At 68.0% G+C, this 14,515-nt stretch carries 17 protein-coding genes; 13 read left to right on the top strand and 4 right to left on the bottom strand.

Annotated elements, in window-relative coordinates; genetic code table 11:
- The first annotated feature begins 16 nt into the window (after nucleotides 1-16).
- From ccmA to QF777_05790, 8 genes are read left to right on the top strand one after another with little or no spacing between them, the layout of a single operon-like run.
- The gene (ccmA, locus tag QF777_05825; protein ID MDP6911067.1) at nucleotides 17-700 is read left to right on the top strand and encodes a heme ABC exporter ATP-binding protein CcmA; all 684 of its coding nucleotides are present in this window, start codon (nucleotides 17-19) and stop codon (nucleotides 698-700) included.
- A complete protein-coding gene (locus QF777_05820) occupies nucleotides 697-1,380 on the top strand; it encodes a heme exporter protein CcmB (GenBank protein MDP6911066.1) in 684 nt (227 codons plus the stop codon). Before ccmA ends, QF777_05820 begins: the two co-directional genes overlap by 4 nt.
- A gap of 27 nt (nucleotides 1,381-1,407) precedes the next feature.
- The gene (gene ccsA / locus QF777_05815) at nucleotides 1,408-2,235 is read left to right on the top strand and encodes a cytochrome c biogenesis protein CcsA (protein MDP6911065.1); all 828 of its coding nucleotides are present in this window, start codon (nucleotides 1,408-1,410) and stop codon (nucleotides 2,233-2,235) included.
- Entirely contained in the window at nucleotides 2,232-2,390 is a 159-nt protein-coding gene (locus QF777_05810) for a hypothetical protein (GenBank protein ID MDP6911064.1), read from the top strand. Before ccsA ends, QF777_05810 begins: the two co-directional genes overlap by 4 nt.
- On the top strand, nucleotides 2,383-2,952 hold the full coding sequence (locus QF777_05805) for a cytochrome c maturation protein CcmE (protein ID MDP6911063.1): 570 nt from the start codon (nucleotides 2,383-2,385) through the stop codon (nucleotides 2,950-2,952). The genes QF777_05810 and QF777_05805 overlap by 8 nt, the downstream gene beginning before the upstream one ends.
- Nucleotides 2,949-4,943 (top strand): cytochrome c-type biogenesis CcmF C-terminal domain-containing protein, encoded by a 1,995-nt coding sequence (locus QF777_05800; protein MDP6911062.1) that lies wholly within the window; start codon nucleotides 2,949-2,951, stop codon nucleotides 4,941-4,943. Before QF777_05805 ends, QF777_05800 begins: the two co-directional genes overlap by 4 nt.
- Complete coding sequence (locus tag QF777_05795) at nucleotides 4,940-5,503, top strand: TlpA disulfide reductase family protein (protein ID MDP6911061.1); 564 nt, start codon at nucleotides 4,940-4,942, stop codon at nucleotides 5,501-5,503. Before QF777_05800 ends, QF777_05795 begins: the two co-directional genes overlap by 4 nt.
- Nucleotides 5,500-6,807, top strand: a complete 1,308-nt coding sequence (locus QF777_05790; protein MDP6911060.1) for a cytochrome c-type biogenesis protein CcmH — start codon at nucleotides 5,500-5,502, stop codon at nucleotides 6,805-6,807. The genes QF777_05795 and QF777_05790 overlap by 4 nt, the downstream gene beginning before the upstream one ends.
- Nucleotides 6,808-6,852: 45 nt before the next feature.
- Here QF777_05790 and QF777_05785 read toward each other — a convergent pair whose 3' ends face one another.
- The 3 genes from QF777_05785 to QF777_05775 are packed head-to-tail and all read right to left on the bottom strand — an operon-like array spanning nucleotide 6,853 to nucleotide 8,470.
- Entirely contained in the window at nucleotides 6,853-7,332 is a 480-nt protein-coding gene (locus tag QF777_05785) for a histidine phosphatase family protein (protein ID MDP6911059.1), read from the bottom strand.
- On the bottom strand, nucleotides 7,329-7,718 hold the full coding sequence (locus QF777_05780) for an aminotransferase class V-fold PLP-dependent enzyme (GenBank protein MDP6911058.1): 390 nt from the start codon (nucleotides 7,716-7,718) through the stop codon (nucleotides 7,329-7,331). Before QF777_05780 ends, QF777_05785 begins: the two co-directional genes overlap by 4 nt.
- Before the next feature lie 23 nt (nucleotides 7,719-7,741).
- Nucleotides 7,742-8,470: a helix-turn-helix domain-containing protein gene (locus QF777_05775; protein ID MDP6911057.1), complete on the bottom strand. Its 729-nt coding sequence runs from the start codon at nucleotides 8,468-8,470 to the stop codon at nucleotides 7,742-7,744.
- Between the two features lie 114 nt (nucleotides 8,471-8,584).
- On the opposite strand from QF777_05775, the gene QF777_05770 reads away from it, so the two are divergent.
- From QF777_05770 to QF777_05755, 4 genes are read left to right on the top strand one after another with little or no spacing between them, the layout of a single operon-like run.
- Entirely contained in the window at nucleotides 8,585-9,724 is a 1,140-nt protein-coding gene (locus QF777_05770) for an Mrp/NBP35 family ATP-binding protein (GenBank protein MDP6911056.1), read from the top strand.
- 31 nt (nucleotides 9,725-9,755) lie between these two features.
- A complete protein-coding gene (locus tag QF777_05765; GenBank protein ID MDP6911055.1) occupies nucleotides 9,756-9,986 on the top strand; it encodes a DUF3107 domain-containing protein in 231 nt (76 codons plus the stop codon).
- A 47-nt stretch (nucleotides 9,987-10,033) separates the two neighbouring features.
- Nucleotides 10,034-11,563, top strand: a complete 1,530-nt coding sequence (locus QF777_05760; GenBank protein MDP6911054.1) for a histidine kinase N-terminal domain-containing protein — start codon at nucleotides 10,034-10,036, stop codon at nucleotides 11,561-11,563.
- 41 nt (nucleotides 11,564-11,604) lie between these two features.
- The gene (locus tag QF777_05755; protein ID MDP6911053.1) at nucleotides 11,605-12,339 is read left to right on the top strand and encodes a glycerophosphodiester phosphodiesterase; all 735 of its coding nucleotides are present in this window, start codon (nucleotides 11,605-11,607) and stop codon (nucleotides 12,337-12,339) included.
- A 39-nt stretch (nucleotides 12,340-12,378) separates the two neighbouring features.
- Here the strand turns inward: QF777_05755 and QF777_05750 are convergent, their stop codons facing one another.
- Complete coding sequence (locus QF777_05750; protein ID MDP6911052.1) at nucleotides 12,379-13,410, bottom strand: diacylglycerol kinase family protein; 1,032 nt, start codon at nucleotides 13,408-13,410, stop codon at nucleotides 12,379-12,381.
- A 323-nt stretch (nucleotides 13,411-13,733) separates the two neighbouring features.
- Between QF777_05750 and QF777_05745 the strand changes: the two genes are divergently transcribed.
- Entirely contained in the window at nucleotides 13,734-14,513 is a 780-nt protein-coding gene (locus QF777_05745) for an electron transfer flavoprotein subunit beta/FixA family protein (GenBank protein MDP6911051.1), read from the top strand.
- Nucleotides 14,514-14,515 lie beyond the last annotated feature (2 nt).

The following is a 14,515-nucleotide window of genomic DNA, read 5'->3' as shown; positions in this document are numbered from 1 at the left end:
CCGGTACCGTGACGGGGTGTCGGTGGTCGAGTTGCGCGCCGCGGTCGCGCTGCTGGGGCGCTTTCCCGCCCTGTCCGGCGTGGACCTGACGATCCACGCCGGTGAGACGGTCCTCCTGCGGGGCCCCAACGGGGCCGGTAAGACGACCCTGCTGCATCTGTGCGCTGGTCTGCTACGTCCCGAGTCCGGCGAGGTGCGGGTACTGGACCACGATCTCACCGAAGTGGTTGGCCGTCGATCGGTTCGGCGTCGGGTGGCGCTCCTAGGCCACGCGACCGGGCTGTACGACGATCTCACCGTGGGGGAGAACCTACGTTTCTGGGCTCGGGCCGCCGGCCTGTCGGCTGCCGACGCCGATCGTCGGACCGACGAGGCTCGGTCCCGCCTCGAGGTACCCGACCGTCTGCTCGATCAGCCGGTCCACACGCTCTCGGCCGGCCAGCGTCGCCGGACGTCGTTGGCCTCCCTGGTGGTCCGCCGGCCTGAACTGTGGCTGTTGGACGAGCCGCACGCCGGCCTCGACCAGGCGGGCCGTGATCTCGTCGATGCGTTGATCGGTGATGCGGTGGCGGCCGGTGGCACCGTGGTCGTGTCGTCCCATGAACTGGACCGGGTGGCGGCCCTCTCCCCACGGACGGTGACACTGGCCGGGGGTGCGGTGGTCGACGCGTCGGCGACCGACGACGGGGGAATCCGATGAGCACGCTGCGGACCGTTCTGCGCGACGCCCGACTAGTCGCGGGACGTGACCTTCGTATCGAGGCCCGGTCACGGGTCGTAGTCGACCAGGTTCTGCCGTTCGCGGTGCTCGTTCTGGTGCTGTTCGGCTTTGCTCTAGATGCAGACCATTCGACCCTTCGAACCTTCGCCCCTGGGCTGTTCTGGGTGACCGTGCTGTTGAGTGCCCTGCTGGCCATCCAGCGGTCGGCCTCGCTGGATTCTGCCGACGGTACGGGCACCTCCCTTCGCATGTCAGGTCTCTCACCGGTGGCCCGCTACCTGGGACGGACGACTGCTGTATTCGTCCAGTTGCTGGTGCTCGAGGCGTTGCTGGTCGGCGGACTCGTGGTGCTCTACGGCGTGAGCGTGGAGGAATGGTTCCTGCTGGTGGTGGCCGGTGTGGCAGCCGGGGTCGCCGTGGCGGCCGCCGGTACCCTCTATGGCGCGCTGGCCTCGGGGCTGAGGGCGCGGGAGACCCTCCTGCCGATCCTCGTGCTTCCGGTGCTAGCGCCGGTGCTGATCGGGGCCACCCGGGCGTTCGACGATGCCCTCGGTGTCGCGGCGGTCGACGGCTGGGCATGGACCGGTCTGTTGGCTGTGGCCGCCCTGGTCCTCACCGTGGTCGGTGCGTCAGCTCACGGCGCATTGGTCGAGGACTGACCGGGAGCCCCGATGGCCGAAGAACCCATGAGCCCAGCACCCCTGCCGGAAGGCACGGCAAGCGATACCACTGGGTCGCGCGGTTCGCGCCTGCTAGGTGTGCTCGCCCTCGTCGGCCTGGCTGTACTCGGAGTGCTGGCCTTCGTCCTCACCGATCCCGACGTCCGGATCCACCCTTCTACGGGAGCCGAGTTCGGACAGTTCGATGCCGTGCGGATGCTCTACGTGCACGTGCCTCTGGCCGTCATGACCTATCTGGCCTACGGGCTCTGTGCGGTGGCCAGCCTCGGGGTCCTGATTCGGCGCACTCCGTGGTGGGACGTCACGGCCCACGCGGCGGCCGAGGTGGGAACGGTGTTCTGCGGATTAGTGCTGGTCACCGGCTCCATCTGGGGTCGACCGGTGTGGAACACCTGGTGGGAGTGGGGCGACGTCAGACTCATGACCACGCTCGTCCTCTTCCTGATGTTCGCCGGGTACCTAGCCCTGCGACGCACCACCGGAGACCCCCGGGCGGTCTCCCGTCGGGCCGCCGTGGTGGCGCTTGTCGCCGTACTGGACCTCCCGCTGGTCAACCGGTCGGTTGAATGGTGGGAGAACCGGACCCTGCATCAGCAGTCCACCCTCGGCGACCTCAAGATCGAGGACCTCACCCTGTTCACCCTGATGCTGGGCTTTCTCGTGCTGGGCATGGTTTTAGCCTGGTTGCTACTGCATCGGTTCCGGGTGGGGTGGCTGGAGCGGGCGGCCCTGGACCACTCGGTGGCAGCCGCCATTGTCGAGCGTCGCGGTGAGACGCCCGACGATGAGCTCCGTAGGGCAGTCGGCGACCCGTCTCCCGGGGAATCGTCATGACCCATGTGGGCTACCTGATTGCCGGCTGGGGCATCACCTTGGGCACGCTGGCGATCTACGCGCTACGCCTCATCCGACGCGGACGGGATCTCAGCGCACAGGTGCCCGACGCCCACCGGCGTTGGTTGGAGGACCAGGGGTCCGGCGATGCCTGATCCCGGCGACAAGATGGGGCCAGAAGGCGACCTGATCGACGACCTGACACCGGTACCCACCCGTCCCGAATCAGGCTTGGTCCAACGACGACCCGGCGCGGTCGTGGTGCTCGTGGTGCTAGTGGCGGCCGTGGTGGCCGTCCTTTTCCAGACCCTGGGTGACGCGTCGCTCTTCTTCTACGAGGCGGACCGGGCCGTGGAGCTGCGTTCCGAACTCGACGGCGACCGGTTCCGGGTGGTTGGCACGCCCCAGCCAGGAATCCTCGAGGTTGAGGTGGACGGCGAGTCGGCAGTGGTCTTCACCCTGTGTGCCGGTGACGTCCTGGCCGACGTAGTGCACCTCGGGGACCCGGCCGAGCTGTTCCAACCTGGGGTTCCGGTGGTCCTGCAGGGCTTGTGGGTTCGTGGTCCGGTGCCTCCCGGTCTCGTTGCACCGGCCGCTGACGGTTGGCACCTCCGGACCGACCACATGGTGGTCAAGCACGACAACGACTACCGGGGCGAGGGTGCCGAGCTCAAGGCTTGTGGCCTCCCGGACGGCAACGCCTCGGCGAGCGGGTGAACGCCACCCTCGGAACGCTCTTTGTAGCCCTCGGGCTGGCTGCCTCGGTTGCCGGGATAGTCACCGTGGCCGTCGGACTGGCCACCCGCACGCCGTCGCTGGTCGGCCGGTCACGGACCTGGGCAGTGCTGCTGGCCGTGGCAGCCGTCGGCCAGGTGGCGGTTATGGAACGGGCGCTGATTACACGGGACTTCACCGTGGCCTTCGTGGCCGAGCACGGTAGCCACCGCACCCCGGCGCTGTTCAACGTGGCCACTCTGTGGTCGGCCCTCGAAGGTTCGATTCTCTTGTGGGTCCTGATCCTCGTGGGGTACCTGGTGCTAGTGGTCCGCCGGTTCCGGGATCGCCTCGACGACCCGATGGTCGGCTGGACCCTGTTGGTGATGTTCGCCGTCTGCGCCTTCTTCTTCCTTTTGCTGGCCGGCCCTGCCCAGCCCTTTGGCCGGTTCGAACCGTGGGCCGGCTACGACGGGCCAGGCCCCAACCCGCTGCTCCAGAACCACGTACTGATGGCCTTCCATCCGCCGGTGCTGTACCTCGGCTATGTCGGATTCACCGTGCCCTTTGCCCTGGCGGTGGCCGCCCTGGCCACCGGCCGGCTGGGCGAGGGGTGGCTGCTCGAGGCCCGGCGTTGGACCTTGACGGCTTGGGGATGCCTAACCCTGGGGATCATTCTCGGTGCCTGGTGGTCCTATGAGGTGCTGGGCTGGGGCGGCTACTGGGCGTGGGATCCGGTCGAGAACGCCTCGTTCCTACCGTGGTTGACCGGCACCGCCTACCTCCACTCGGTCATGGTCCAGGAACGAAGGGGGATGCTGCGGGTTTGGAACCTGTCGCTGCTGTGCGCCACGTTCGCCCTCACCATCCTGGGTACGTTCATCACCCGGTCCGGCGTGCTGGAGTCGGTCCACGCCTTCACCGAGTCGGGCATCGGCCCGTTGCTGTTGGGTTTCTTCGCCCTCGTGGTGGCCACCACGGTAGGGCTCATTGCCTGGCGGGGTGACGCCCTCAGGGCGCCGGGGTCCATCGAGTCGCCGTTGTCGCGCACCGGGGCGTTCTTGGGCAACAACCTGCTGTTCGGGGCTTTCGCCTTCGTGGTGTTACTGGGCACCGTGTTCCCGCTGCTGGTCGAAGCGGCCCAGGGCGATCGGATCGCCGTGGGCAACCCGTACTTCGAGCGGATGACCATGCCGGTGGGCTTCGCCCTGCTGTTCCTCATGGCCGTGGCGCCCGCCCTGCCGTGGGGCCGGGGAACCGTAGAGGTCCTGTCGGTCCGGCTGCGTTGGCCGGCGATGGCCGGCGCGGCGGCCATGGTCCTGGCGGTGGTCCTAGGGGGCCGCGGTTGGTCCCCGACTCTGGCCGTGGGCCTGGGGGGCTTCGCTGCCGGAGGGGCGATGCGGCACCTGATACTGGCCGTCCGGGCCCGCGGACTGCGCGGCCTGGTGGGACGGTCCAGCGGCGGGATGGTTGTCCACATCGGGGTGGCCGTGGTCGCCGTGGCCTTTGCCTGCTCGTCGTCGTTCGTCCGCCAGGCCGAGTTCCGGTTCAACGCGGTGGGTGACCGGGCCACGTTCGCCGGCCACCAGTTGGTCTTCGACGGCCTGTCGACCGTGAAACTGCCGGAGAAGACCGAGACCCGGGTCGCCGTGATGGTCGACGGCGAGCGGTTCGAGCCGGCCATCAGCGTGTTCCCGTTCGGCGGGCAGACCATCGGCACGCCAGCCACCCGGTCCACGGTCCGCGATGACGTGCAGTTGGCGGTGCTGGCGGTACCCGACCCCGATGAGGGGCTCGGCGACGCGTCCGGTGACGGGTCCGACAACACGGTGGTCCGGGTGACCGTGCAACCTCTGGTGGCCTGGTTGTGGATCGGGGGGGCAGTGATGGCCATCGGCACTGCGTTGGCCTCCGTCCCCGGTGCTGGCAGCCCGACCGGTCGTGCCCGGCGTAGGGGCCTGCTTGCCGACGAGAGCAGTGAGCAGTCCACATGAATCCGGTACGTCGCGCCGCGTTGGTTGTGGGCCTGGTGCTCGCCGTGCTTGTCATGGTGTTCGCTACCCGTGAGGCCGTGCGGGACCGGATGACCACCCACCTGGTGGGTGCCGTGGCACCACCGGTGGCGGGCATCACGCTCGACGGCACCGTCTGGGACATTGATGATCAACGGGGCCGCTGGGTGCTGGTCAACTTCTTCTCCACCACCTGCGTCCCATGCATCGAGGAACACCCAGAGTTGGTGGCTTTCGCCGAGGTCCACGACGGGTCCGATCCGGCGGTGCCTGAGGTCCGGGTGGTCAGCGTGGCCTTCGACGACCGCTCGTCGGCCATCTCCCGCTTCTTCGCCGAACACGGCGGCGGGTGGCCGGTCCTTCCCGCCGACACCGGTCGGATCGCCGTGGACTGGGGCGTGGTTGCGGTTCCCGAGTCATACCTCGTGACCCCGTCGGGTCACGTAGCCGCCAAGGTGGTCGGTGGCGTAGTCCGCGAGGACCTGGAAGGCCTTCTGAATCGAGGCCTGGCTGCCGTGGCCGGAGATCGGACCGGATCGTGAACGGTCGGCCCGCTCGTACCGGCTGGGGCCGGGCTATCTGGCTGCTGGTGCTCGTTGTGGTGGTGGGCAGCCTTGTGGTGTCCGAAGTAGCCGATCAGGCGCCGCGCACCAATGCCGATCGGGTCCACGCCCTGGCCGGGGACTTCGCCTGTCCGGTCTGTCAGGGCCAGTCCCTGGGTGAGTCCGATGTGCCCATTGCCCGAACCATCCGGACGACCATCCGCACGATGGTCGATGAGGGTCGAACCGATGCCGAGGTCCGGACCATGCTGGTGGACCGCTTCGGCGAGGACATCGACTACACGCCGACCGGTCGGGGCCTGACCGGCTTGGTCTGGGTGCTGCCCGTGCTGGCCGCAGCGGCGGCCCTCACCGGTGTGAGCCTGGCCGTCGCCCGCTGGACATCGGGTTGGCCCAGAACTCAGGCGGGTTCCGCTGCGGGATCGGACGGTGTCGGAACCTCGGGCAACACGTCGAATCGAAATCTGGCGCTGGTCGGGGTGGCGGTGGTCGCCGTGCTGGCCGGCGTTCTAGTGGCTCGCACAGCGGGGGACCGTACGGCCGGCAGTGCCCTCACCGGCGACATCAGGTCGTCAACGCGCACGCTGCTGGCCGAGGCGGGGGTGGCAGCGCCGGCTGACGCTGATGCGCTCTACACCCAGGTCCTGGAGATCCAGCCGTCCAACGTGGAGGCACTGGCCTACCGGGGTTGGTCTCGCTGGCGAACCGGCGACCGGGTCGCCGCTCTGGTTGACCTGGACGATGCCGTGGCCTCCGATGGCGCCTTTGCTGACGTGCGGGTGTTCCGGGCGTCGGCCCGTCACGCCGAGGGTGACCACGTCGGGGCCGCGGTCGACCTGACGGTGCTCGACGACCTAGAAGCACCGCCCATAGTGGGAGACCTGCTGGCCGCCAGCCGGCTCCGCCAGCGGATCGCCGGTGCGTTGGCTTCCGAGGGCGAGTTGTTGGCCGCCCTTGAGCTCCTGGATTCGGGTCTAGATGCCGCCGAGCGGGCGGGTGCGGGTCGCCAACCGGAGCGGGCTGCCCTACTGGCCGAGCGGGGATGGTTGCTGGCCTCGACCCGGGTGCCCGAGTTGGTCGAACGGGGTCTGGCTGGTCTCGACGAGGCGGTAGTCGTCGGGCCGACCGACCCGTACGCGTTGGCCTACCGGGCCGTAGTGGGCATGTCGGTGCCTGCCCGCGCCGATCAGGTGGCTGCAGATGTCCGGGCCTTCGCCGCCCTGGAAGATCCCCCGGCCGATCTCACTGCTTCCCTCATCTCGTTGGGCCTGCTCGACGGCTGAGCCGTTGGCCTGGCGCCTTTTGCCGGCCCGAGATAAGCCGGTCCGCTACTCGTGGTAATGGGCGTGCACGACGGCGCCGTCGGCCACCGTCAGTTCCCAGATCGAGGCGTACGCGCAGCCCCTTCCGCCGCTCAGTCCGACGCCGTCGGAGACCACGTCACGGATCACGTCGGGGATGACGTCGGAGTGGCTACAAAGCACCACGACCCGTCGGTCGGCGTCCTCGGCTCTGGCGTGTCCCCGGACCAGTTCGGTCATGGCGGACGAAGCGCCCTCGAACAGGGAAGGGTCGGTCTCCGGGAGTAGGCCGTGGCGGCCTGCGGTCGGCCCGACGGTCTGAAGGCACCGGACGGCCCGGCTGCTGCGGATTTCGGTCAGCGGCCGACCGGCCAGCAGCCCGTCTACATGGTCGGCTAGACGGGTGGCCTGGTCGGTACCGGCGGCATCCAGCGGTCGGTCGACGTCGTCACCCGACCAGCGGTAGGGATCGCCGGCCGAACCGTGACGGATGAGGAGGATGGTCATGGCTTGTCGTGTGGCTGGTCGTGAGGATCCTGACGGAGTGCCCCGAGGTCCCGAATGATGCCTGACACCGCCGCGGTCGCCGCTTCCAAATCGGCCTGTGTGGAACACCAGCCGACTGACAGGCGTAACGACCGGTAGGCATCGACGTCCATGGCCCCGGTGGCATTCGAGGTGAAGACGACCTCCCGGTTCCAGGCTCCGACTATGGCGGCCAGGGGCTCTCGGGTCTCCTCCGCAGCGTGACGGGCCACCATCTCTTCGTGGTGAATGCGACCGAGATCGCCGATGCCGTTGCTCAGGGTGGCTCTCTTTGGGTCCACGGCCTCCTGGCGGCCCGGCGAGGTAGACGCGCGATCTAGATAGTGGTGGGTCACGGGCGTGCGCACGGAGGCCTGAAGAAGGGTGCGGGTCAGGCTAAGACGTCGGTGACGCACACTGCATCACCCATGGGCAGCGACGACCGCGTCTCAGCAGTCGTCTCGCCATACAGGGCGCCCAGCATTCCGCGTACCAGGCCCCGGTCGACCGCGCAGATCACGGGATGGTCGATCGGTACGCCGCCGAACGGACAGTGTTCGGAGACGATCCTCAGACGATTGTCACCCGACCGTTCAGCTCGAGCGGCGAAACCGTGGGCGGTGAGGGCCTCGGCCACCACCTGCATGGCCGATCGCAACGACCGGTGGGCCTCGTCGGATCCGAGGGAGCCCGCCATGCTCCGACCGACCTCGGCGCCCACCTCCTCGGCCATCTCCTCGGCCTGGTCGCTGGGCAGGAGAGCCAGAGCACGGCCCAGCAGGCTGACCAGCACGGCGTCCTGACGGACCGGGAGTTCAAGGGGGGAGCTGGCGTCGGCCACCCGGTAGTGCTTGGAGGGCCGGCCGGCCGATGCGCCCTCGGGGCGTTCCACGGCGATTTCCAGATAGCCGCCGGCGGCCAGCTTGTCTAGGTGGTGGCGGGCCACGTTGGGATGGAGGTTGAAGGCCGCAGCGGTATCCGTTGCAGTGACGCCCGCGTCCTCGTCGACACGTTCACGGACGTGCAGGTAGATGTCCCGTCGAGTCGGGTCACCGAATGCTCCGGTGATCGCCGTGACCGCCGAAGAGAACTCGGTAGCCGTGAGGGGGGGCCCGTCCACCCGGTTATTCTACCGATCCCGGCACTCCAGACGGCCGCCAGCGGTCGTTTGGACTTGTCGGCCGTGCGCTCGACCAGCGTTCGGTCCCTCGACAGATCCTCGAACAGGAGCCCCGTGCCGGTCACCGAACCCCAGGTGGTTGATGCCCTCCGGCCCGTTCAGGACCCTGAACTCCGCCGCAGCATCGTCGATCTCGGCATGGTTCGTGAGATCGGTATCTCCGGCGCCCAGGTCACCGTCCAGGTAGCCCTGACTGTGCCCGGATGTCCGATGAAGGCCGAGATTCAGCAGTCGGTCGGTGATGCGGTCACAGCGTTGGATGGCGTGGGCGCCACCGAGGTCGAGTTCACCGTGATGACCGAGACCGAACTGGCTGAGCTGCGTGAGCGACTCCACGGCGATCCGGCGGCGACCGCCGGCACGAACTCGACCTACGGCCATTCCGAGGGACGGGCCGTGCCGTTCGCCGAGGCCAACTCGTCGACCAGGGTGCTGCTCATCGCCTCGGGCAAGGGCGGCGTGGGCAAGTCCTCGGTCACCACCAATCTGGCTGTGGCCCTCGCAGGTCGGGGCCGTGACGTAGCCGTCGTGGATGCTGACGTGTGGGGGTTCTCCATTCCCCGGATGCTGGGCGTCAACCAGCCCCCGACGGTTATCGACGACATGCTTATCCCGCCGGAGGGTCACGGGGTGCGTTGTATCTCCATGGGATTCTTTGCCGAGGAGGACCAGCCGGTCATTTGGCGGGGCCCGATGCTCCACAAGGCGCTTGAGCAGTTCCTGACCGACGTCTACTGGGATGAGCCCGACTACCTGCTGGTTGACCTCCCCCCGGGAACCGGAGACATCTCCATCTCGTTGGCTGGCTTCCTGCCGACTGCGGAGATGTACGTGGTGACCACTCCGCAACCCGTTGCCCAGACAGTGGCCCAGCGAGCGGCTTTCATGGCCGACAAGGTCAACCTGAAGGTCCACGGGGTCATCGAGAACATGTCGTGGTTCACCGGCGACGATGGCACTCGCTACGAACTGTTCGGTGCCGGAGGCGGACAGGTGCTGGCTGACCGGGTCGGCGTGCCGCTGCTCGGCCAGGTACCCCTGGTGCCGGCCATGCGCGACGGTGCCGATCGAGGGCAACCGGTCGCCATCGACCCCTCGACTGAGGTGGGCGCGGTATTCGCGGAACTGGCCCGGGTGCTGGACGTGGAGATGAAGCCGACGAAGCGTCGGCACAGAGAACTCAAGGTTCTCTGACGGTCAGGGAACGAAGGAACGGGAGCGGAACGTGGACGTACGCATCGGGGTCACCAACACCCCCAAGGAGATCACCGTCGAACTGGCCGACGACACTGACGTGGACGCCCTGGTGGCCGACGTCGAGTCGGCGGTGGGCGGCGACGGTGCTGTGCTGTGGCTGACCGACGTGCGAGGCCGCCGGGTGGGGGTACCTGCCGAGCGGATCGCCTACGTAGACATCGGTGCCGACGGCGGGCACAACCCCGTCGGCTTCGGCTGATTAACAGCCGGAGAGACGACACGTAGGGGTCGGGGAGCAGCGGGCCGGTGGCGACCCTCCCCGAGTTGGCCCGGGCCCATTCGGACCTCGACGAGGTCCGAATCACCCATCTTCAGAATCTGGTCAGCGTCTGGGGCCTCCTAGCCGACCTGTCGTTCGCCGACCTCATCCTCTATGCCCGGGACTCGCGTCGAGCGGACGGGTCGTTGGTCCTGTTGGGACACATGCGACCCACCACCGGGACCACCCTGTATCGGGCCGATCTCGTCGGCCAGGTATTCGAGCCCCGACGCAGGCCTCTGATCGTCAAAGCATTCGAGGCCGAGTGCACGGTGGACGGCGCGGTCGAGGTTGGTTCGGAGCGAACGGTGCACCTCACGGCCGTGCCGGTACGCCGCGATGGCGAGACCATCGCCGTGCTTGCTCGCGAACGGCTACGACCTGAGGACCGACCGGGCAGCGAGCAGGAACGCACCTACCTGACGGTGTTCGACCGCTTCGCCCGGATGCTCGAGCGAGGGGAGTTTCCGTACCAGGACGAGGAACGGCTTCGACATCGGACGCCCCGGGTGGGCGATGGTCTGCTACTCGTCGACGCCGACGGTCGAATCGAGTTCGCTTCACCCAACGCGGTCTCCACCCTGCACCGCATGGGAGTGACCCGGGGGGTCACCGGCGCCCGGTTCGACGACACCGGGCTGGGTTCGTCGATGCTGCGGTCGGCATTCGCCCGTCGCACTGCAGTGATTGACGAGATGGAACGGCCCGACGAGGTGGCGGTGGTCAGCCATTGCTTCCCCCTGCTGGATGCTGGTACGCCGACCGGGGCCATTGTCCTGGTGCGTGACGTTACCGAGCTGCGGCGTCGCGACCGCCAGCTGGTATCCAAGGACGCCACCATTCGCGAGATCCACCACCGGGTGAAGAACAACCTGCAGACCATCTCGTCGCTGTTGCGCCTCCAGGCCCGGCGCCTGGAGGGCGAAGAGGCCCGGGAGGCCCTCGGGGAGTCGGTGCGACGCATCGGCGCCATCTCGCTGGTGCACGAGACGCTGGCCCAGAGCGCGGACGACGAGGTCGGGTTCGCCGAGATCGTGCGACCGCTGGTCCGGGTGGTGGAAGAGAGCGTGTCCTCGCCGCTCCGCCCAGTGTCGATCACCGTCGAGGGTGATGCCGGTGTGGTGCCCGGCCAGGTTGCCACGACCATGGCCGTCGTCCTCACCGAGTTGTTACAGAACGCCGTCGACCACGCTTTCCCAGCCGCCCAATTGGCCGATCAGGAGGCTGGCGGTACCGATGGAGATTCAGCGCCGGGCTGGGTTCGCATCCAATTGGATCGTCGTGCTGACGGCTTGGTCGTGCGGGTGGTCGACGACGGCGTGGGAATCCCCGAGGGGTTCGATGTGGCCGACGCCACCGGGCTCGGCCTGACCATCGTGCGGACCTTCGTGGAAGGCGAGTTGGGGGGGCGTATCCGCCTGGTGCCGGTCGAGCGGGGCCGCGGCACGGTGGCTGAGGTGTGGGTCCCGAACAACCGGCTTGTCGGACCGTGGGGGGATTCACGAGATCCGGGGTGATGGGACCGCCTGGGTGAAGTGGCGACCTAGGGTCGTTGCCCGTGAGACCCGAACGGCCCGATGGGCGACCGCTGGTGGTGGCCCACCGCGGTGCGTCATACGACCGGACCGAGAACACGGTGGAGGCCTTCGTCGAGGCCCGGGTACAGGGTGCCGACTGGGTCGAACTCGACGTGCGACTCTCAGCCGACGACGTGTTGATGGTCCACCACGACGCCCATTTAGCCGACGGCCGCCTAGTGCGCGAGGTGCGGGCCGCCGATGCACCGGACCACATCCCCAACCTGGCAGAGGCCTTTGAGGCCTGCGACGGGATGGGCGTCAACGTCGAGGTGAAGAACCTTCCCGGCGACCCAGACCATGATGCATCAGCCATGGTGTGCGAGGCGGTGGCCGGTCTGGCTGTCGCCTATCGGTCGCCCAAGCAGTTGCTGGTGTCGTCGTTCGATATCACGGCGGTGGACCGGATCCGGGCCACCGATCCGTCACTGCCCACCGCGTGGATCGTGGCCGAGCGTCACGGGACCGACCTGATGCTGGACCGCACGGCGTCCCACGGGCACGGGTCGGTGAATCCGTGGGACGAACTGGTCGACGAGCATCTGGTGTCGGCCTCCCAAGATCGTGGTCTGGCCGTGCTGGTGTGGACGGTCGACGATCCGGGACGGATGGCTGAACTGATCGACTGGGGGGTCGACGGCATTGTGACCAACCGCCCCGGGTTGGCCCGGGCGGTCATCGACGGTCGGCGAGACGGCACCTGGGTCGACGGCTGATCGGGCCCCTTGTTCCACGCCCGTTGCCATGCGGTCGCCCTAGGAAAAGGCGGGCGAGGCCAGCGGGACTACCAGGTCCATGACGTCCGGGTGGTGGCGAACCACCAATCTCTCGGCTTCGCCGACGTGGTCGCCGTCTACCTGCCAAGGAAGGGGACGCGACGCGATCACCTCGGCCAACTCGACGCCGTCACGCACCTCAAGGCCGGCCCTGCCGTCCGACCGGGGGCGCCTGGCCGATTGGAGGCCGAGGGCGGCGGCCAAGGTGGTGGCCAGCGTGACCGCTGAGAGGTTCCGGAAGGTGGCCACCGAGAGGGGGCTGTCCAGGGTGGCGGCCGGTGCCAGTGAGAGCCCCCGGGTACCCAGATACGTGTAGGGGTCGGTGTTGAGGCAGGCAGCGAACACGCCGGGGATCCCCGGCCCCCCATCGGACGTCCCGCCGGTTGATTGACCCGTCGTTGGGTCAACGTCGGTGGGAAAGGTCACCCGGAAGGCGGGCCGCCGGTGGTCGTAGTGGCGGATCCAAGTATCGATGGTGGCGGCGATGTAGAGGGGATGGCCGGCGAACCGCTTCAGCAGGCCTCCCCGGCGTTCCACCTGTTCGACCACTGCGGCGTCGAACCCGATCCCGGCGTGGAACAGGAAGTGGCGGTCGTTCACCGAACCAAGACCCACCCGACGGATGGCCGCCGCATCGATGGCGTCCAGCAGCGCGCCGGTGGCCTCCACAGGATCGTCGGGCAGGCCGAGTGTTCGGGCGAACACGTTGGTGGAACCGCCGGGCAGCGCGGCCAACGCAGTCTCGGTCCCGACTAGTCCGTTGGCTGCTTCGTTGAGGGTGCCATCACCGCCCAGCACGACGACGACGTCGATGCCGTCGTTGGCCGCACTCTGGGCTAAGCGGGTGGCGTGGCCTCGACGGGTGGTGGCGGCCACCTCCAGTCGGTGGTCGGCTGACAGCGCCTTTTGGATGACGATCCGGGTCCGAGCCGTGACCGACGACGCCGACGGGTTGACGATGAGCAGCAACTTCATGGTCGGCACCCGACTCCGCTCGTCGGGAAGCGGCATGTCTCGAGAAGATGGGTGATGGGGTATCGCATCACGAGACCGTCGCGGCGTTGGTGCCCATGAGGGGCAGGAAAACGAGATCGATGAGGCTCGAGAGAGGGGCTGCCAGGTCAACGGTCGAGGCGTGGCGGAAACCATGCCTCCATTGGTTGGAGAGCGGTTGGGGAGGGCTGGATGCTGATGGTTCGTTGTCGCTCACGGTGATGACCCTACGGCGCCTCCGAGACCCGCTCGGAGGTGGGTCCGCTGGTGACCGACGACCGTTGCGAAATCCCCAGCCGCGGTTGGTCCCGTTTCCTTCGTCGTAAGGCAGACTCGGGCCCATGATCGTCGTCGTATGTGTCAAGCAGATCCCCGATCCGGCAGACCCAGGTGTGCTGGATCCTGAAACCAGAACCCTGAAGCGAGACGTCAAACTCATCCTGGATGAGTCGGACTCCTATGGCGTCGAGATGGGCCTGCAGTTGGTGGACGCCGCGGGCGGCGGCGAGGTGAGGCTCGTCTCCATGGCCCCCAACAATGAGGTAAGCGGTCTGCGGACCGCCCTGGCTATGGGCGCCGAGAGCGCCGTGCTGGTCAGCGACGAGGCCCTAGCGGGTTCCGATGCGCTCTCGACGGCCAAGGTGCTGGCTGCGGCGATTGCCCGCTGTGAGCCCGACCTGATCCTGACGGCCACCGAGTCCAGCGACGGCTACACAGGCACCGTGCCCGTGCAGATCGCCGAGTTGATGGGCCTTCCGTCGGTCACCTTTGGCAAGGAGATTGAGGTCGCCGACGGTGTGGCCACTGTGAAGCGTCAGACCGAGGCCGGTTTCGATCAGGTTGAGTGCCCGCTTCCCGCCGTGGTTTCGGTTACCGCCGGTGTCGTTGAGCCCCGCTACCCCTCGTTCAAGGGGATCATGGCAGCCAAAAATAAGCCGGTCGACGAGCTCGATTTGGCTGGCCTGGGCATTGACCCGGCCACCGTGGGCTGGGCTGGGGCCCGCCAGGAGATCACGACCATCACCGAAGCTCCCGCGCGGGAGGCCGGCGAGGTCATCGTCGACGAGGGTGACGCCCACGAACGCATCCTGGCGTTCCTGGATGACCTCAAAGTTCTGTAGGA

The organism is Acidimicrobiales bacterium (genome assembly GCA_030747595.1).
In the GTDB taxonomy this organism is placed as follows: Bacteria; Actinomycetota; Acidimicrobiia; order Acidimicrobiales; family MedAcidi-G1; genus UBA9410.
This window is presented reverse-complemented; position numbering and strand designations above follow the sequence as displayed.